At 71.8% G+C, this 16,928-nt stretch carries 18 protein-coding genes, 1 tRNA gene and 1 riboswitch; of the genes, 11 read left to right on the forward strand and 8 right to left on the reverse strand.

The window, feature by feature from the left end:
• Positions 1-132: 132 nt before the first annotated feature.
• Together HCC30_RS04325 and HCC30_RS04330 are read left to right on the forward strand one after the other, a co-directional pair.
• Positions 133-1,128, forward strand: a complete 996-nt coding sequence (locus HCC30_RS04325; RefSeq protein WP_169440652.1) for a D-2-hydroxyacid dehydrogenase — start codon at positions 133-135, stop codon at positions 1,126-1,128.
• 140 nt (positions 1,129-1,268) lie between these two features.
• Positions 1,269-2,672, forward strand: coding sequence for an amidase (locus HCC30_RS04330; RefSeq protein ID WP_169440653.1), 1,404 nt, complete (start codon positions 1,269-1,271; stop codon positions 2,670-2,672).
• A gap of 58 nt (positions 2,673-2,730) precedes the next feature.
• Here the strand turns inward: HCC30_RS04330 and HCC30_RS04335 are convergent, their stop codons facing one another.
• The gene (locus tag HCC30_RS04335; RefSeq protein ID WP_169440654.1) at positions 2,731-3,252 is read right to left on the reverse strand and encodes a DUF3830 family protein; all 522 of its coding nucleotides are present in this window, start codon (positions 3,250-3,252) and stop codon (positions 2,731-2,733) included.
• Between the two features lie 139 nt (positions 3,253-3,391).
• Between HCC30_RS04335 and ehuB the strand changes: the two genes are divergently transcribed.
• The 6 genes from ehuB to HCC30_RS04365 all read left to right on the forward strand — a co-directional run bounded on the left by ehuB (position 3,392) and on the right by HCC30_RS04365 (position 7,719).
• Complete coding sequence (gene ehuB / locus HCC30_RS04340) at positions 3,392-4,315, forward strand: ectoine/hydroxyectoine ABC transporter substrate-binding protein EhuB (RefSeq protein WP_169440655.1); 924 nt, start codon at positions 3,392-3,394, stop codon at positions 4,313-4,315.
• The gene (gene ehuC, locus HCC30_RS04345) at positions 4,312-5,052 is read left to right on the forward strand and encodes an ectoine/hydroxyectoine ABC transporter permease subunit EhuC (RefSeq protein WP_169440656.1); all 741 of its coding nucleotides are present in this window, start codon (positions 4,312-4,314) and stop codon (positions 5,050-5,052) included. The genes ehuB and ehuC overlap by 4 nt, the downstream gene beginning before the upstream one ends.
• Complete coding sequence (gene ehuD, locus HCC30_RS04350) at positions 5,049-5,702, forward strand: ectoine/hydroxyectoine ABC transporter permease subunit EhuD (RefSeq protein WP_169440657.1); 654 nt, start codon at positions 5,049-5,051, stop codon at positions 5,700-5,702. The genes ehuC and ehuD overlap by 4 nt, the downstream gene beginning before the upstream one ends.
• A complete protein-coding gene (gene ehuA / locus HCC30_RS04355) occupies positions 5,689-6,507 on the forward strand; it encodes an ectoine/hydroxyectoine ABC transporter ATP-binding protein EhuA (RefSeq protein ID WP_169440658.1) in 819 nt (272 codons plus the stop codon). Before ehuD ends, ehuA begins: the two co-directional genes overlap by 14 nt.
• Before the next feature lie 274 nt (positions 6,508-6,781).
• Positions 6,782-7,540, forward strand: coding sequence for an IclR family transcriptional regulator C-terminal domain-containing protein (locus tag HCC30_RS04360; protein WP_169440659.1), 759 nt, complete (start codon positions 6,782-6,784; stop codon positions 7,538-7,540).
• Between the two features lie 105 nt (positions 7,541-7,645).
• Positions 7,646-7,719: transfer RNA gene (locus HCC30_RS04365), tRNA-Lys, on the forward strand.
• Positions 7,720-7,799: 80 nt separating this feature from the next.
• Here HCC30_RS04365 and HCC30_RS04370 read toward each other — a convergent pair.
• Positions 7,800-8,837 carry a DUF3533 domain-containing protein gene (locus tag HCC30_RS04370; protein WP_169440660.1) on the reverse strand — a complete coding sequence of 346 codons (1,038 nt, stop codon included), beginning with the start codon at positions 8,835-8,837 and terminating at the stop codon, positions 7,800-7,802.
• Positions 8,838-9,058: 221 nt separating this feature from the next.
• On the opposite strand from HCC30_RS04370, the gene HCC30_RS04375 reads away from it, so the two are divergent.
• From HCC30_RS04375 to HCC30_RS04385, 3 genes are all read left to right on the forward strand, one after another.
• Complete coding sequence (locus HCC30_RS04375; RefSeq protein WP_169440661.1) at positions 9,059-9,652, forward strand: lytic polysaccharide monooxygenase auxiliary activity family 9 protein; 594 nt, start codon at positions 9,059-9,061, stop codon at positions 9,650-9,652.
• Positions 9,653-9,765: 113 nt separating this feature from the next.
• A riboswitch (cobalamin riboswitch) is annotated at positions 9,766-9,928 on the forward strand.
• Positions 9,929-9,961: 33 nt separating this feature from the next.
• A complete protein-coding gene (locus tag HCC30_RS04380) occupies positions 9,962-10,174 on the forward strand; it encodes a CbtB-domain containing protein (RefSeq protein ID WP_169440662.1) in 213 nt (70 codons plus the stop codon).
• A 20-nt stretch (positions 10,175-10,194) separates the two neighbouring features.
• Complete coding sequence (locus HCC30_RS04385) at positions 10,195-10,980, forward strand: CbtA family protein (RefSeq protein ID WP_169440663.1); 786 nt, start codon at positions 10,195-10,197, stop codon at positions 10,978-10,980.
• A gap of 75 nt (positions 10,981-11,055) precedes the next feature.
• Here HCC30_RS04385 and HCC30_RS04390 read toward each other — a convergent pair whose 3' ends face one another.
• The 6 genes from HCC30_RS04390 to HCC30_RS04415 all read right to left on the reverse strand — a co-directional run bounded on the left by HCC30_RS04390 (position 11,056) and on the right by HCC30_RS04415 (position 16,927).
• Positions 11,056-11,835 carry an HAD-IIA family hydrolase gene (locus tag HCC30_RS04390; protein WP_169440664.1) on the reverse strand — a complete coding sequence of 260 codons (780 nt, stop codon included), beginning with the start codon at positions 11,833-11,835 and terminating at the stop codon, positions 11,056-11,058.
• A 184-nt stretch (positions 11,836-12,019) separates the two neighbouring features.
• Positions 12,020-13,153 carry a 2-aminoethylphosphonate ABC transporter substrate-binding protein gene (locus HCC30_RS04395; RefSeq protein ID WP_169440665.1) on the reverse strand — a complete coding sequence of 378 codons (1,134 nt, stop codon included), beginning with the start codon at positions 13,151-13,153 and terminating at the stop codon, positions 12,020-12,022.
• An 80-nt stretch (positions 13,154-13,233) separates the two neighbouring features.
• The gene (locus HCC30_RS04400) at positions 13,234-14,031 is read right to left on the reverse strand and encodes an ABC transporter permease subunit (protein WP_169440666.1); all 798 of its coding nucleotides are present in this window, start codon (positions 14,029-14,031) and stop codon (positions 13,234-13,236) included.
• Positions 14,012-14,983 carry a 2-aminoethylphosphonate ABC transporter permease subunit gene (locus tag HCC30_RS04405; RefSeq protein ID WP_169440667.1) on the reverse strand — a complete coding sequence of 324 codons (972 nt, stop codon included), beginning with the start codon at positions 14,981-14,983 and terminating at the stop codon, positions 14,012-14,014. The genes HCC30_RS04400 and HCC30_RS04405 overlap by 20 nt, the downstream gene beginning before the upstream one ends.
• On the reverse strand, positions 14,976-16,172 hold the full coding sequence (locus HCC30_RS04410) for an ABC transporter ATP-binding protein (protein WP_169440668.1): 1,197 nt from the start codon (positions 16,170-16,172) through the stop codon (positions 14,976-14,978). Before HCC30_RS04410 ends, HCC30_RS04405 begins: the two co-directional genes overlap by 8 nt.
• On the reverse strand, positions 16,169-16,927 hold the full coding sequence (locus tag HCC30_RS04415) for a phosphonatase-like hydrolase (RefSeq protein WP_277347943.1): 759 nt from the start codon (positions 16,925-16,927) through the stop codon (positions 16,169-16,171). Before HCC30_RS04415 ends, HCC30_RS04410 begins: the two co-directional genes overlap by 4 nt.
• Position 16,928 lies beyond the last annotated feature (1 nt).

Genomic DNA, 16,928 nt, shown 5'->3' on the forward strand with positions numbered 1-16,928 from the left:
GAACGCCGGGACAGATGCCTTTGTTGACGACGGTAGTTCGCTCTCCCTACCGTGGTCAATCCTCGCATCTCCGCCGGGGTTCGCGCCGTCCGCACACCAGGCCGCCCCTCGTTTCGAAACGGTTTCCCGCCGATGACAGAACGCCGTGAACCGCCCGCCCGTCCGACCGTCCTGGTCCTCGACGACGACCCGTTGCCGGATCTCGGCCGGCTCGCCGGACGGGCCGAGGTCGTGCACACGGACGAGAAGGATCTCGCCGGTCTCCTCCCCTCCGCCGACGCCCTGCTGGTCTGGGATTTCCTCTCCGACGCCGTACGCGAGGCGTGGCCGGGGCCGGGGCCGAGGCCGTCCTGGGTGCACACCCCGAGCGCGGGCGTGGACCGGTTGCTCCCGGAACTCTCCGAGGGTCCCCGGGCCGCCGAAACGGTCCTCACGAATGCCCGGGGAGTCTTCGACCAGCCCATTGCCGAATACGTGGCCGGAACCGTACTGGCCATGGCCAAGGATTTCCCCGGAACGTGGGAATTGCAGAAGCAGAGGCAGTGGCGGCACCGGGAGACAATTCGGGTCGGCGGCACCCGTGCCGTGGTCGTCGGTTCGGGCCCCATCGGCAGGGCAATTGGCCGCACTCTGCTGGCACTGGGTGTCGAAGTCGACCTCGTCGGCCGCAGGGAACGCGGCGGCGATCCGGAATTCGGGCTGGTCCACGCGGCGGGCGCGCTGGACGCGCTGCTCGGCGAGGCGGACTGGGTGGTGTGCGTGGCCCCGCTGACGGAGTCCACCCGCGGGCTCTTCGACGCGGCGGCGTTCGCGCGGATGAAGCCCACGGCCCGCTTCATCAACGTCGGCCGCGGCCAGCACGTCGTCGAGGGCGACCTGGTGGAGGCGCTCTCCCAGCGGCGGATCGCGGGCGCCGCGCTGGACGTCTTCGCCGAGGAGCCGCTGGGCGAGAGCCACCCGCTGTGGGACGTGCCCGGGCTGCTGATCTCCCCGCACATGAGCGGCGACACCATCGGCTGGCGCGACGACCTCGCCGAGCAGTTCCTCGACAACTTCGACCGCTGGACGTCCGGCGAGCCGCTGCTGAACGTGGTCGACAAACGGCTCGGGTACGTACCGACCACCTGACGGCGGGGACGCGGCCGCCGGGCCGTGTCCCCGTGCGCGGAGCGGGAGTTCGCTTCTCCGAGGGCCCACGCCAGGGCGTGGCGCGGGCCCACAGTCCGGGCCGGTGATGGGCCGGCCCCCGCCCTCCGGGAGGTTTCGTGATGTCGGATCTCACCACCATGACTGCCGCTCAGCTCGTCGCCGGATACGCCGCGGGGGACTTCTCCCCCGTCGACGCCACCACCGCCATGCTGGACCGCGCCGAGGCCGTCCAGCCACGGGTGAACGCCTTCGTCCGGATCGACCACCGGGACGCGCTCGCGCGGGCCCGCGCCGCCGAGGAACGCTGGCGCCGGGGCGAGCCCGCCGGGCTGGTCGACGGGGTCCCGGTGACGGTGAAGGACATCCTGCTCCAGCGCGGCGGCCCCTCGTACAAGGGCTCCTGGTCGGTGGGCGAGGAGGGCCCGTGGGAGGAGGACGCGCCCTCGGTGGCGCGGCTGCGCGAGCAGGGCGCGGTCTTCCTGGGCAAGACCACCACCCCGGAGTTCGGCTGGAAGGGCGTCACCGACAGCCCCCGGCACGGCGCGACGGGCAACCCGTACGACCCGTCCCGCACCGCCGGCGGGTCCAGCGGGGGCGGCGCGGCCGCGGTGGCACTGGGCGCGGGGCCGCTGGCGCTGGGCACGGACGGCGGCGGCTCGGTGCGCATCCCGGGCTCCTTCTGCGGGGTCTTCGCGCTGAAGCCGACCTACGGGCGGGTGCCGATCTACCCGGCGAGCGCGTACGGGACGCTGGCGCACGTCGGGCCGATGACGCGGGACGCGGCGGACGCGGCGCTCGCGATGGACGTCATCAGCGGGCCCGACCCGCGCGACTGGTCCCAACTGGCCGCCCCGGCGGGCTCGTTCCGCGAGCGGCTGGAGGGCGGGGTGCGGGGCCTGCGGATCGCGTACTCGCCGGATCTGGGCGGCCGGGTGGACGTCGACCCGGAGGTGGCGGCCTCGGTGCGGCGGGCCGTGGACCGGCTGGCGGAGCTGGGCGCGCGGGTGGAGGAGCGGGACCCGGGCTTCGAGGACCCGGTGGAGGCGTTCCACACCCTGTGGTTCAGCGGCGCGGCCCGCGTCACCGAGGCGTTCACGCCCGAGCAGCGGGCGGAGATGGACCCGGGTCTGCGCGAGGTCGTCGAACAGGGCGCGTCCTACAGCGCGTTGGACTACCTGGCCGCGGTGGACGTGCGGATGGCGCTGGGCCGGGCGATGGGGGTCTTCCACGAGACGTACGACCTGCTGGTCACCCCGTCCATGCCGGGCACGGCCTTCGGCATCGGCCGGGAGGTGCCCGAGGGTTCGGCGCACACCCGGTGGACGGGCTGGACGCCGTTCACCTACCCGTTCAACATGACGCAGCAGCCGGCGGCGAGCGTACCCTGCGGCACGGACGGCGAAGGGCTGCCGGTCGGCGTGCAGTTGGTCGGCGCGCGGCACGCGGACGCGCTCGTGCTGCGGGCCGCGCACGCGCTGTACCAGGACGGGCTGCCCGCCTCCGTGGCGCCGCCCGCGCTGTGAGCCCGGACTGAGACGAGGGGGCGGCCCGGCGCGGGCCGCCCCCTCGTGCGTGACGCCCTTACGCGCGGCGGAAGTTGAGGCTTTCGCCGAGGGCTCCGGCGCGCCAGAGGTCCTGGCAGGCCTCGGCCATCTCGTCGAGTCCCTCGACGACCGTGCCCCAGACGATGCCGGGCACCCAGCCGGCGTCGCCGTTGATGAGCAGGTTGTTGCGCTCGTAGAAGAGCGCGAGGTCGACGACCGTCCTGCGGGTGGCGTGCGCGGCCTGGCCGCCCCGGGACTCCGCCGCGGCCTCGTAGCCGTAACTCGACGTGCTCAGCTGGGTGTCGCTGAAGGTGAAGTAGCAGAGGTCGCCCGGAATCGGGGTGATCGTGGGGTTCTCCAGCGGCGGCTCTTCCGGAGCAAAGGGCGGAATCAGAGTGTAGATCTCATTCCGGGCGTACTTTGCGTGGTACACGTCGCCGCCCAGGGGCAGCGCGTTCCACACCGCCGCGCACGTCACGGGCGCACGGTCGTCGAGGAGCTTCGCCGTGCAGCGCACGCCGCGCTTGTCCAGCGAGACTTCGAGGAAACGCTCAGCCATCGGGCCTCCGTTCAGGAGTAGTTGGTCATCAGTCGGTCAACTGCGTGTCAATGGTGACGCAGCGGTCAAGTCCACAACGAATGCGTGGCAGGCCGGAAACGATCCGCATAACTTCATAAGAACGGGGTACTCGCGGCCCATGGCTCCACCACAAGAGCACAACATCACAGCGATGGGCAGACGTCTGACACGACGTTCCCTGCTGACGGGGATCACCGCCGTCGGCGCCGTGGGAACTCTCGGTCTGACCGGCTGCAGCAGGGTCTCGACGGGGGACACGAAGAAAGGAGGAGACCTTCTGGAGCGACTGCGCGCGCAGGGATTCGTGCGGGTGGGAATCGCGGGCGAGCCGCCGTTCGGATATATCGACAGCGACGGCGAACTGACCGGCGAGGCACCGAAGATCGCCGAAGCCGTGTTCAAACGTCTCGGGATCGATAAAATCCAGCCCGTTCCCACGGAGTTCGGTTCTCTGATACCGGGCCTGGCGAACATGCAGTTCGACGTCGTCTCCGCCGGGATGTACATCACGCCCGAACGCTGCGACAAGGTCATTTTCTCGGACCCCACCTACGAGATGCTCGACGCCTTCATCGTCAAGAAGGGGAATCCGAAGAAACTGCACGACTACCAGGACATTGTGCGGACCGGCGCGAAACTCGCGAGCGGCACCGCGTACGCCGAGATCGACTACGCGATCGGGAACGGCATCAAGCGCTCCGACATCACCGTCCTGCCCGACCAGCTCGCCGGTCTGCTCGCCGTGGAACAGGGCCGGGCCGACGCCTTCGCCGGTACCAGCGTCACCGTCCGTACCGTGCTGGAGCAGACGAAGAGCAAGCTGGTGGAGTCCAACAAGCCCTTCCAGCCGATGATCGGCGACGAGCCGCAGATCGGCGCCGGCGGGTTCGCCTTCCGTCCCAACGAGACCACGCTGCGCGACGCGTTCAACCGCGAGCTGCACCAACTCAAGCGCAGCGGCGAACTGTTGGAGATCGTGAAGCCGCTCGGCTTCACGCGGACGGAGATGACCGACCTCACCGCCAAGGAGCTCTGCTCATGACCTGGGGCCTGTGGAACACCTGGCTGCTGCCGGGGATCTGGGTGACGTTGCAGGTGCTGGTCCTCAGCGCGGCTCTCGGCGCCGTGGTGGCCTTCGCCATCGGGCTGGCGCGTACCTCGCGGCTGTGGATCGTGCGCTTCCTGTCCGGCGTCTACTTCGAGGTCTTCCGCGGCACGTCCGCGCTCGTGCTGATGTTCTGGATGTTCTTCGTGATGCCGCTCGCCTTCGGCTGGCAGCTGGTCCCGATGTGGGCGGCGGTGCTGGCGCTGGGCCTGTCCTACGGCGCGTACGGCTCCGAAGTCGTGCGCGGCGCGGTGCAGTCGGTGGCGACGGCGCAGCGCGAGGCGGGGATCGCGCTGAGCTTCACCCCGGCCCAGCGGATGCGCCGGATCATCCTGCCGCAGGCGTGGCCGGAGATGATCCCGCCGTTCAACAACCTGCTGATCGAGCTGCTGAAGGGCACCGCGCTGGTCTCCATCATCAGCGTCGCGGACATCACCTTCGCGGGCGGGCTGATCCGCAACGCCACGGGTGAGAGCTCCAAGATCTACACGATCATCCTGCTCATGTACTTCGTCCTCGCCTTCGTCATCACCCGCGGCATGCGCGTGCTCGAACGGTCGGCGAAGGCCGGGATCGGACAGGGGGAGCCCCGGCGCGGGCTGTTCACCCGCCGGCCCGACAGCCGCGGTGAGCAGGCTCAGCCCGCCGCGCAGACCCCCGGAGGTGCCGGATGAACTGGGACTGGTCGGCCCTCGAGGACTTCATGCCACGGTTCTGGGACGGCGTGCTCGTCACCCTCCAGGCCCTGGTGCTCGGCTCGTTGATCGCGTTCTCGCTGGGTCTGGTGTGGGCGCTCGCGCAGCGCTCGACGGCCCGGTTCGTCCGCTGGCCGGTGACGGCGCTCACCGAGTTCGTGCGCAACACTCCGCTGCTGGTGCAGCTGTTCTTCCTGTTCTACGTGCTGCCCGAGTGGGGCCCGACCCTCTCCCCGCTCACCACCGGCGTCCTCGCGCTCGGCCTGCACTACTCGACGTACACCGCCGAGGTGTACCGCGCGGGCATCGAGGGCGTGCCGAAGGGGCAGTGGGAGGCCGCCACGGCGCTCAGCCTGCCGCGCACGCGCACCTGGACCGCGGTGATCCTGCCGCAGGCCGTCCGGCGCGTGATCCCCGCGCTGGGGAACTACGTCATCGCGATGCTGAAGGACTCGCCGATGATCGCCGTGATCGGCGTGCTCGACATGCTCGGCGAGGCCCGCCAGTTCGGCGCGCAGACCTTCCAGCCCACCGAGTCGATCACGCTGGTCGGTATCGCCTTCATCGTCATCGCCTACCCGGCTTCCCTCCTGATCCGATCCCTGGAGCGTCGTCTTGTCCGCAGTTGAGAACTCCGCCAGCCAGGAGACCCCCAATCCGAAGACCGACGGCAGCGAACTGATCCGCTTCGACGGCGTCACCAAGCGCTTCGGCGACGTCACGGTCCTGGACGACCTGGACTTCTCCGTCCGCTCCGGGAAGCACGTCACGTTGATAGGCCCGTCCGGCTCCGGCAAGACGACGATCCTGCGGCTGCTGATGACGCTGGTGAAGCCGGACGCGGGCACCATCAGCGTCGGCGGCCGCTGCCTGACGCACCAGGAGCGCGGCGGGAAGCTCGTCCCGGCGGGCGAGAAGCACATCCGCGAGGTGCGCAAGGACATCGGCATGGTGTTCCAGCAGTTCAACCTCTTCCCGAACATGAAGGTGCTGCGGAACATCACCGAGGCGCCGGTGCACGTGCTCGGCCTGTCCAAGGACGAGGCGGAGCAGCGCGCCCGCGAACTGCTCGAACTCGTCGGCCTCACCGAGCACATGGACAAGTACCCGACGATGCTCTCCGGCGGCCAGCAGCAGCGCGTCGCCATCGCCCGGGCCCTGGCCATGCGCCCGCAGGTGCTGCTGCTGGACGAGGTGACCTCGGCCCTCGACCCCGAACTCGTCGCGGGCGTACTGGACGTGCTGCGGGACATCGCGCACTCCACGGACATCACCATGCTGTGCGTCACCCACGAGATGAGCTTCGCCCGGGACATCTCGGACGACGTGCTGATGTTCGACGGCGGCAAGGTCATCGAGTCCGGCGCCCCGGAGAAGCTCTTCAACGACCCCGAACACGAGCGCACCCGCGAGTTCCTGGGCGCGGTGCTGTGACCGCGACCGCATGACCGCTGCCCGGAGCCCGTCCCCAAAAGGGGCCGGGCTCCGGGCAGTTGGGGTGCGTGACCCGGGTGCATTCCGGGCAGTCGAGGATCAGCCACCCGGCAGGCAGCCGACGGCATATGCCGATAGGTGCAACGACCCCACCACACAGCCCTCTTGACCACTATCGTGAGAAGCACTGTCGTGCGCTCTCCGCGCCGGCCGGGCTCCAGGGCCGGGCCGGAGGTCCACGGCCAGGCCGGTCGCACCCTTCAGGGAGGTCACCGTGGCGCTCAAGCGGGAGCCAACCACGCCGTTCCACTCTGTGCAGTACGCGCTGCGCGTGCTGGAGGCGGTGGCCCGGCACCACGACGGCGTCTCCGAGGACGTCCTCGCACGTGAGACGGGCCTGCCGCCCGGACACCTGGCGCATCTGCTGCTGATGCTGGCCCGCGAGGAGTACGTCGAGCGGCTGGCCGACCACACCTACGTGGTCGGCGAGGCCCTGGTCCTCCTCGGCTCCGGAGGGGACCGCGTCCGCGCGCTGCACGAGCGGCTGCGGAACACCCTCGGCGAACTGCGCGACAGCGTCGGCGCCGCCGTCTACCTCAGCCGTTACAAGGACGGCGAGCTGGAGATCACCGACTACGCGGACGGCCCGGAGACCCCGGCCGTGAACCAGTGGGTCGATTTCCGGTCGGCGGTACACGCCACCGCCATCGGCAAGTGCCTCCTCGGCCAGCTCGACCACAACGGCCGCAAGGATCACCTCGCCCGGCACAAGGCCGCCCGCCTCACCTCGCGGACGATCACCGACGAACGGCTGCTGCTGAACGCACTGGAGAACCAGCCGCCCACCGTCCCGGTGCTGGATCTCCAGGAGTACGCGGTCGGCACCGTCTGCGCCGCCGTCCCGGTCACGGCCGGGGCCTCGGTCGGCTGCCTGGCGCTGTCGCTCCCGGTGGAGAACGCGCACCGGCTGCGGCGCGCGGCCGAGACGCTGAGCCGCAAGGCCGGGCCCGTGATGCTGTCGCTCTCCCTGTGAACCGGGGCTCCGCCGGGGCGGACCGGATCTTGGTTATGAGCACCCCTCGGAAGGGGGTAGTATTTCTGTTGTCGGGCCGGGGAAACGGACCGACAAACACCGCAGGCGCCGTTAGCTCAGTTGGTTAGAGCAGCTGACTCTTAATCAGCGGGTCCGGGGTTCGAGTCCCTGACGGCGTACATGTGAAGCGGGCCCCTCGCACAGGCGAGGGGCCCGCTTGTTGTGCGTGCCACACCTCCCGCGGAGCGCCCGGCCGGCCTCAGTGCGAGAGGCGGGCGAGATCGGGAGTACGACGCCGGGCGGCTCCCCCGAGCGCGACGGCGACGCCGGCCACCGCCCAGACGGCCAGCACCCACATCGGTCCTGCCAGCGCGTTGCTGTGGAAGTAGACCAGGTGCCGGACGGCCGTGGTGCCCGCGCCGGGCGTGAGCCAGTCACCGATCGCCCGCCAGAACGGCGGGATCATGCTGCTCTGGTAGGCACCGCCCGCGCTGGGGTTGCCGAGGACGACGAAGACGACGATCGCCAGCCCGATGCCGATGATCCCGAACAGCGTCTGCAGCGCGATCGTCACCGCGCCCGTACCGAAGACGATCAGCGCCCCGACTCCCCACAGCTGCGCGAAGTGCCCCGGCAGCGCGTCGAGTACGGGGTCGACGATGACGGCTCCGCCGAGGCCCGAGCAGACGGCGTACACCGCCATGGCTCCGAGCCGGATCACCGCGCGGCGGAGGTTGGCGGGCCTGGCGCCCGCGGTGACGCCGAGCATGGAGGCGGCGAGGTAGCCGCCGACGGTCCAGCCGATGACGAGGTAGAAGGCGGTGAGGCTGCCGTGGTCCTCGGCGTGCGCGGGGACCACGTCGTCCGTGGTCACGGTGCGCCGCTGTTCCGCCGCCGCCTTCTCGAAGACCGTCGTCACGGCCTGGGTGACGGAGCTCCCGGCGGCGGAGGCGACGAGCAGCCGGTCCTCGGTGCCGCGCGGGTTCATCACGTAGACGGCCTCGGCGTCGCGTTCCAGCAGCCGTTCGCGGCCGGCCTTCTCGTCCGGTACGCGGGTCACCGAGAGCGGGTCGCCGGGCAGCGCGTCGAGCCGGTCGGCGGCCTTCCCGGGGGCGACGACGGCGACGGGGACGCCCTGCGGCTCGGGATGGTGGAAGGAGCCGATGTACGAGAGCAGGAAGCCGAGTTGGACGAAGAAGACCGCGACGACGAGCAGGAACGCGCGGGCGGTGATGGCGTCCCTGAGCTCGGAGACGAAGAGCGAGGTGGAGCGGGGAGTGCGAGCGGGGTGGGACATGGCGGCATCCTTACGAGGTGATGTGTCCCCATGGGTACCGCAATGCGCCCTCGCCGCGCGGGAACCCGGCCCGGACGGAGGGGCGGAACGGCGCTCCATTGGTCTGGACATGACGTACCGGCGGGCCTAGATTCCCTTGTGGTCTAGACCGCCCACCGCTTCACCGCTCCATCCCGTGCGCACACTCCCCGATCCCCCCACGAGCGAGCAGGAGAGCAAGCATGCGCAAGAAGATCACCGCGGCCGTCGTCGGTCTCGGGCTCGGCGGCGCCGCGATGCTGATGACCGGCGGCCCGGCCCAGGGGCACGGCTTCAGCACCGACCCCACGAGCCGTCAGGCGCTCTGTGCCGACGGCAAGGTCAAGGACTGCGGCGCCATCCAGCACGAGCCGCAGAGCGTCGAGGGCCCGAAGGGCTTCCCGCAGGCCGGGCCGAAGGACGGTCTGATCTGCGCGGGCGGCAACGAGGGCTTCAAGCAGCTGGACGACCCGCGCGGCGGCGGCTGGCCCCGTACGAAGCTGAACTCCGGGGCCGAGCACACCTTCTCGTGGACGCTCACCGCGCGGCACTCGACGACGGACTTCCAGTACTTCATCACCAAGGACGGGTACGACCCGAGCAAGCCGCTGACCCGGGCCGACCTGGAGCCGAAGCCGTTCCTGACCGTCCCGATGGACAACAAGCAGCCGCCGGCCAACTGGTCGGCCAAGGGCACGATTCCGGCCGGGAAGTCCGGCAAGCACCTGATCCTGGGCGTCTGGAACATCGCCGACACCTCGAACGCGTTCTACGCCTGCTCCGACGTCGAGCTGTGAGCCTGCCGCGCGCGGGCCGGGGGCGCTTCCGCCTCCGGCCCGCGCGCGTCCGACGGAACGCTCGACTCCCGCTGTGTGCCCGGCCCGTGAGACGACTGGTTGACACTGCCATGCCAGGCTGGAACCGTACGGGCGTCACAACAAACGCATAGCGAGACGACGGTGCGCAGGAACCCGGTGCGATTCCGGGACGGTCCCGCCACTGTGTCCGCGCGGGGCCCGGGTTCGGGCGCGCCGTGCGGGAGTCAGGAACTGGCCCGTCGTTTCTCCACCGATGGGGCGTGGAAACCCCAGGAGGAGGCACAGCGGATGTCTTTCCCCACCGCGGACACGACCGCCGTCCCCGAGGCCGCGACCGCGCGCGCCCGCGACTGGCTGATCCTCGCCGCCGCCGCGATCGTGGCGCTCGTCGCGCTGTACGCCGTGTTCATGGACAACGGCAACGTCATCGCCGCGACCGGCAACTACCTGCACGAGTTCTCCCACGACGGCCGGCACCTCTTCGGCGCCCCCTGCCACTGACGAGGAGCCGTCCGAACCTCATGTCCCAGTCGACAACTCCCTACCCCGTGCTGCCCGTTCTCGGCCGGGGCGTCCTCGCCGGCGGTGTGGCCGGGCTCGTCTCCGGGCTGTTCGCGCTGCTGCTCGCCGAACCGCTGATGGACCGTGCCATCGAGCTGGAGGAGAAGCGCTCGGAAGGCGGCGGGCACGCGCACGCCCCCGCCGCCGAGGAACTCTTCTCCCGGGGCACGCAGCACGCCGGGCTCGTCGTCACCGCCGTCGTCGTCGGCCTCGCCGTCGGTGTGTTCTACGCGCTGGCGCACCTGGCCGTGCACCGCGCGGACGCGCTCACCCGGCGCCCGTGGGAACGCGCGCTGACGCTGGCCGGTGCCGGATTCCTCGCCCTGTCGCTGCTGCCCGCGCTGCGCTACCCGGCGAACCCGCCCGGGGTCGGCGACAGCGGGACGGTCACCCAGCGCCAGTCGCTGTGGCTGGCCGCGCTGGTCATCGGCGTCCTCGGGATGGTGCTCGCCCGGCAGCTGCACCGTCGCGTCGGCGCCGTCGGGCACGGTGCCCCGGCCCGCCAACTCGCCGCCGCTGCCGCCGTCCTGGTCACCCTCGGCGCGCTGTTCCTGCTGCCGGGGAACCCGGACCCGGTGCCCGTACCGGCCGCGCTGCTGTGGGACTTCCGCGTGCTGTCCCTGGCCGGGCACGCCCTGCTGTGGGCGGTACTCGGCACCGTCTTCGGCGCCCTCGCGCTGCGCCACGCGGCGCGGAACGGGCCGGCCTCGGAGGGCGAGCCCGAGGAGGCGGCGGCCCTCCTGTGAGTACGCCGACGGCCCCGGCCCCCTCCGGCGTACCGGAGTGCGGGGCGGGGCCGTCGGCGTTCCGGCCGGGTGCCGTCAGACGCGGTCGACGAGGTCGGCGATGGAGTCGGTGACCGTCGTCGGGCGGTACGAGTAGCGGTCGACCTCCTCCGGCCTGGTCAGGCCCGTCAGGACGAGGAAGGTCTCCAGGCCCGCCTCGACTCCGGCGAGGACGTCGGTGTCCATCCGGTCGCCGATCATCGCGGAGGTCTCCGAGTGCGCGCCGATGGCGTTCAGCCCGGCGCGCATCATCAGCGGGTTGGGCTTGCCGATGAAGTACGGCTCCTGGCCGGTGGCCTTGGTGATCAGGGCGGCGACGGAGCCGGTGGCGGGCAGCGCGCCCTCGGTGGAGGGGCCCGTCTCGTCCGGGTTGGTGGCGATGAAGCGGGCGCCGTCGTTGATCAGCCGGATCGCCTTGGTGAGCGCCTCGAAGCTGTAGGTGCGGGTCTCGCCCAGGACGACGTAGTCGGGCTCGGTGTCGGAGAGGACGTACCCGATGTCGTGCAGCGCGGTCGTCAGACCGGCCTCGCCGATGACGTACGCCGTGCCGCCGGGGCGCTGGTCGTCCAGGAACTGGGCGGTGGCCAGCGCGGACGTCCAGATGTTCTGGACGGGGACGTCCAGGCCGATACGGCCCAGCCGGGCGTGCAGGTCACGCGGCGTGTACATCGAGTTGTTGGTCAGCACGAGGAAGGGGCGGCCCGATTCCTTCAGCCGCTTGAGGAAGGCGTCGGCCCCCGGGACGGGGACCCCCTCGTGCATCAGCACACCGTCCATGTCGGTGAGCCACGACTCGATCGGCTTGCGCTCTGCCACGGTGACGGCTCCTGCCTGGTCCGGGAGTGGTGTCGGGACGGTCGGCTCGCGGGCCGGAAGGGCCCGCCGCGGCTTTCAGCCTACGGCCTGACCGGCCCGGACACCGAGGCCCGGGCGTCCCCGAGGCCGGAACACCCGCGCGGCCGCCCGCCGGGGACGGCCGCGCGGGGAGGGTGCCGCGGGCTCAGCTGCCCGTGGCCTCCTTCCAGCTGTCGATGTACCCGTTGAGGTTGCGCTGGACGTCGTCCCAGTCGGGGCGGAAGATGTCGACCCCGTCGAGGAGCTTGTCCAGTTCGGCCGCGTCCTTGTCGGTGGCCTTCACGTCCTCGCGGACGGTGAAGCCGCCGCCGACGGAGGACACCTCCTGCTGTGCCTGCTCGCTCAGCAGGAAGTCGAGCAGCTTCTTGCCGTTCTCGGAGTTGGGGGCACCCTTGACCAGGCCCGCCGCGTACGGCAGCGCGAAGGTGGACGGCTTGGTCTTCTCGTCCTTCGCGGGGAACCAGATGCCGACGTTGGGCATGGACTTCGTCTGCGCGTAGTTCATCTGCACATCGCCATTGGCGACGAGGAGTTCGCCCTTGTCCACCTTGGGTGCGAGCTTGCTGGTCGAGGAGGACGGGCCGACGTTGTTCTTCTGGAGCTTGCCCAGGTACTCCATGGCCTCCTTCTCGCCGCCGAAGTCGTGCATCGCCTTGACCAGCAGCGCCGTTCCGTCGCCCGCGACGCCGGGCGTGGAGTACTGGAGCTTGCCCCGGTACTTGGGGTCGAGCAGGTCGTCCCAGGTGGCGGGGGCCTCGTCGGCGGAGAGTTCCTCGGTGTTGCGGATGAACCCGAAGTAGTTCTTGACGATCCCGGTCCAGGTGCCGCGCGCCGACTTCTCGCCCTCGGGGACGTGTTCGGAGCCCTTCGGCTCGTACTTCGTGAGGAGGCCCTTGCTCTCCGCCTGCTGGATGAAGGGCGGGAGGGTCACCATCACGTCGGCCTGGGTGTTGTTCTTCTCGCGGACGGCGCGCTGCACCATCTCGCCCGAACCGCCCTCGACGTACTCGACCTTGATGCCGGTCTTCTTCTCGAAGGCCTTGAACTGCCGGTCGTACCAGCCGTCGCCCTTGGTGCCCTTGAGGCCGTCGGCGCTGTAGACGGTGACGGTGCGGTCGCCGGAGGAGGCGGAGCCGGTGCCGCCGCAGGCGCTGAGCCCGGCGGCGAGGGCCAGCACCCCGGTGGCGGCGACGGCGGAGCGGACGGCGGGACGGCCGCGCAGGCCACGGCGGGGCGCGCGGGAGGACGGGGCGGGGCCCGAGGGGTGAGCAGCGGACATGTGGACAACAGCTCCTCGGCGAGCGGGGTTGGGGAGGGCGGCGCGGGCGGGCCGGGCCGCGCGGGCCCGGCCGTCCGGGCTCAGCGGTAGGCGGCCTTGGTGCGGACGCGGGAGACCGCGAGCAGCACGAGCAGGGTGGTGGCCATGAGGACGACGGCGATGGCGGAGCCGGTGAAGAGCGATCCCCGGTCGGTGGCGGCGAAGATCTGCACCGGCAGCGGCATCCAGTCGGGCGGGTAGAGCATCATCGTGGCGCTGAGCTCGCCCATGGACAGGGCGAAGCACAGCCCGGCCGCCGCGTTCAGCGAGGGCAGCAGCAGCGGAAGCTTCACCCGCCACAGCACGTACGCGGGACGGGCGCCCAGCGAGGCGGCCGCCTGTTCGTACGCCGGGTCGAGACGGGTGACGGCCGCCGAGACGGACTGGTACGCGAAGGCGGTGACCAGCACGGTGTGCGCGAGGATCACGATCCAGCGGGTGCCGTTGATCGGGAACGGGTCCCGGCTGAAGGCGACCAGCACGGCGAGGCCGACGACGACGGACGGCACCGCGACCGGCAGCACGAACAGCGCGTCCAGCAGCTTGCCCAGCCGCCGCCCGAGGGCGGCGGCCGAGAGCGCGGCCCAGGTGCCGACGACCAGGGCGATGGCGCTGGCGGCCAGCGCGGTCTGGAGGCTGACGCCGAGCGCCGCGAGGGACTCGCCGCGGGTGGCGGCCTCGTAGTGGGCGACGGTGGGGCCGGAGGGGAACGCGCCGCTCCAGTTGGTGGAGAACGAGGCCGCGGCGATCACCGCCAGCGGCAGCGCGAACAGCGGCACGAACAGCACCGCGAACACGGCCCACCCCGCCCAGCGGCCCTTACGACTGTGCACGAGCACGGTTGCTCCCTCCTCCCGCGCGGGCCGCGACGACCCGGTAGAGGCTGTAGAGGCCGACGGAGAGGACGACGTTGACGGTGGCGACGACGCAGGCCGCCGCCCAGTCCGACTCGAGGATGGCCTTGCTGTAGACCAGCATCGGCAGGGTCACCACGTCCTTCGCCCCGGTGAAGAGGACGATGGCGAACTCGTTGAGGCAGAGCACCAGGACGAGGCTGCCGCCCGCCATCAGCGCCGGGTACGCCTCCGGGAGGATCACCGTGCGGATGATCCGCAGCGGCCTGGCGCCCAGCGAGGAGGCGACCTCCAGCTGTGCCGTGTCCAGTTGGGAGAAGGCGGCCAGCAGCGGCCGCATCACGAACGGCGTGAAGTAGGTGACCTCCGCCAGCAGCACGCCCCACGGGGTGGTGAGGAAGTCGAAGGGGCCCTCGGCCGCGCCGGTCACGTCCGTCCAGACGCCGTTCGCCATGCCGACCGTCCCGTAGAGGAACAGCAGCGCGAGCGTGATCAGGAAGGACGGGAACGACAGGAAGACGTCGATGAACTTGGAGACGGCCCGGCTGCCCGGGAAGGGCACGAAGGCGACGATCAGCGCCAGCACGAACCCGAGCACCAGACAGCCGGCCGTGGCGCCGAGCGCGATCCACACCGTGGTGGTCAGCGCGTCGGAGAAGGCGGTACTGGCGAAGACGTCCCCGTACGCCTCCAGGGTGACGCCGCCCTCCGGCTCCGGTACCAGGGACTGCCAGAAGACCAGGGCCAGCGGCCAGAGGAAGACGGCGGCCAGCACGGCGACGGGCGGCAGCGACCACAGCCGCGTCGCCCACTCCCGGCGCCGCCGCGACGGGGCGGGGGCCGGGCCGGACGGGGGCGTGCCGCCGGGGCGCGGGGCCGGGGGCGCGGGGGCGCCGGTGCGGGCCCCGGGGTCGGCGGTCCGCGTGGCGCTAGCCATCCGTACCGCCGCCCCGCGTGCGCGCGGCCGCCTCGTCCCCGGCGGGGAGCAGCACCGCGTCCTCGGTGGCGAAGCTGAGCGCGGCCTCGTCCCCGAGCCGGGGCGGCTGCCGCAACTCGCGGATGTCGGCGGTCACTTCGTACCCCTCGACGCTGACCGTGACGCGGTGCGTGGAGCCGCGCCACTGGAGGCCGGTGACGGCGCCGTGCAGCACGTTCGGGCCGTGCTCGCCCAGGGAGACCAGATGCGGGCGCACGCACAGGGTGCCGCGTCCCTCGGCGTCGAGCGCGCCGACGCCCTCGGCGCAGGTCAGCTCGGCGGCGCCGAAGCGGACGGTGCGCTCCCCCGCCCCGTCCCCGCGCGGCGAACCGTCCGTCACCGGGAGCAGGTTGGCGCTGCCGACGAAGGAGGCCGTGAACGCGCCGCCCGGCTCGCGGTAGAGCCGCTGCGGGGTGCCGACCTCCTGGAGCCGCGCCTTGTCCATGACCGCGATCCGGTCGGCGAGGGTGAGCGCCTCCACCTGGTCGTGGGTGACGTAGAGGATCGAGACGTCCGGCAACTCCCGGTGCAGCCGGTCGAGTTCGGCGAGCATGCCGGAGCGCAGCTGCGCGTCCAGCGCGGACAGCGGCTCGTCGAGGAGCAGCACGCCGGGACGGACGGCCAGCGCGCGGGCGATGGCCACGCGCTGCTGCTGGCCGCCGGAGAGCTCGCGCGGGTAGCGGCGGGCGTAGGCGCTCATGCCCGTCATCTCCAGGGCCTCGCCCACCCGCCGGTCGATCTCCTCCTTGGGCAGCTTCGCCTTCCGCCGCCCACCGCCGAAGGCACCCCCTCCCGCCTTCAGTCCGAAAGCGACGTTGTCGGCCACCCGCATGTGCGGGAAGAGCGCGTAGCTCTGCACCACCATGCCGACCCCGCGCTGGTAGGGCGGCAGGTCGGTGACGTCGCGGTCGCCGATCCACACCCGGCCGGAGGCGGGGGTGACGAAGCCGGCGACGGCGCGCAGCGCGGTCGTCTTGCCGGAGCCGGACGGGCCGAGCAGGGCGACGACCTCGCCCGGTGCGACGGTGAGGTCGAAGGTGTCGAGCACGACGTTCCGGCCGTAGGCGACGGTGACGTCGTCGAAGCGGATTCCGCCGCTCCCCGGGCGTATGTCCCCGGGCGGCGCGGTGACGGCGGCGGGCGCGGTCATACCGGCGCCCCCGACGCGCCCGTCGCCTCCGGCCGGGCCGTCACGGCGGCCAGGTCGTCCAGCAGCGCCGGCAACTCCGCGACGGAGCCCAGGACATGGGTGGCGCCCGCCGCGTGCAGCGTGTCCGCGTCGTGCGCGCCGGTGCGGACGCCCGCGACGACGGCGGCGCCCGCGCGGCGCCCCGCGCGCATGTCGTAGGCGGTGTCCCCGGCGACGGCGATCTCGGCGACGTCGTCGGCCGCGCCGGTGCGCAGCAGCGCGGCCAGCACCATGTCCGGGTAGGGGCGGCCGCGGCCGCCGACGTCGGACGGGCACAGCGCGTCGGCCGCCAGGTCCTGCCAGCCGAGCGCGGTGAGGATGGCGTCCTGGGTGGGGCGGGCGAAGCCGGTGGTGAGCACCACCGTGCGGCCGGCGGCCCGCATCGCGTCGATCGCCTCGCGGGCGCCGGGCACGGGCGCGCAGTGGCCCGCGTCGACCAGTTCGGCGTAGGCGTGCTCGAAGGCGGCGTTGGCGCGCTGCGCGCTGTCCTCGTCGCCGAAGAGGTGCCGGAAGACGGAGATCTTCGACTCGCCCATGGTGGCCCGCACGTAGGCGAGCTGCCGCTCGTGCTCGGGGCTGCCCGGGGTGACGCCGAGGGCCTCGGCCGCGGCCTGGAAGGCGCGCTCGACGAGCCCGTCGTCGGCGACGGTGGTGCCCGCCATGTCGAGCACGACGAGCCGGCCGACGGCGGGTGCGGGGGTGTGGTCCGTGGTCAAT

The sequence above is a fragment of the Streptomyces sp. HNM0574 genome (assembly GCF_012726235.1).
Taxonomy (GTDB): Bacteria; Actinomycetota; Actinomycetes; order Streptomycetales; family Streptomycetaceae; genus Streptomyces.

Bases quoted from the DNA above. Each gene is read 5' to 3' on its own strand.
- ehuB (WP_169440655.1), top strand. From the start codon at position 3,392: ATGGCTCCACCACAAGAGCACAACATCACAGCGATGGGCAGACGTCTG.
- HCC30_RS04380 (WP_169440662.1), top strand. From the start codon at position 9,962: ATGTCTTTCCCCACCGCGGACACGACCGCCGTCCCCGAGGCCGCGACC.
- HCC30_RS04370 (WP_169440660.1), bottom strand. From the start codon at position 8,837: ATGTCCCACCCCGCTCGCACTCCCCGCTCCACCTCGCTCTTCGTCTCC.
- ehuC (WP_169440656.1), top strand. From the start codon at position 4,312: ATGACCTGGGGCCTGTGGAACACCTGGCTGCTGCCGGGGATCTGGGTG.
- HCC30_RS04405 (WP_169440667.1), bottom strand. From the start codon at position 14,983: ATGGCTAGCGCCACGCGGACCGCCGACCCCGGGGCCCGCACCGGCGCC.
- HCC30_RS04325 (WP_169440652.1), top strand. From the start codon at position 133: ATGACAGAACGCCGTGAACCGCCCGCCCGTCCGACCGTCCTGGTCCTC.
- HCC30_RS04410 (WP_169440668.1), bottom strand. From the start codon at position 16,172: ATGACCGCGCCCGCCGCCGTCACCGCGCCGCCCGGGGACATACGCCCG.
- HCC30_RS04395 (WP_169440665.1), bottom strand. From the start codon at position 13,153: ATGTCCGCTGCTCACCCCTCGGGCCCCGCCCCGTCCTCCCGCGCGCCC.
- HCC30_RS04335 (WP_169440654.1), bottom strand. From the start codon at position 3,252: ATGGCTGAGCGTTTCCTCGAAGTCTCGCTGGACAAGCGCGGCGTGCGC.
- HCC30_RS04330 (WP_169440653.1), top strand. From the start codon at position 1,269: ATGTCGGATCTCACCACCATGACTGCCGCTCAGCTCGTCGCCGGATAC.
- HCC30_RS04375 (WP_169440661.1), top strand. From the start codon at position 9,059: ATGCGCAAGAAGATCACCGCGGCCGTCGTCGGTCTCGGGCTCGGCGGC.
- ehuD (WP_169440657.1), top strand. From the start codon at position 5,049: ATGAACTGGGACTGGTCGGCCCTCGAGGACTTCATGCCACGGTTCTGG.
- HCC30_RS04385 (WP_169440663.1), top strand. From the start codon at position 10,195: ATGTCCCAGTCGACAACTCCCTACCCCGTGCTGCCCGTTCTCGGCCGG.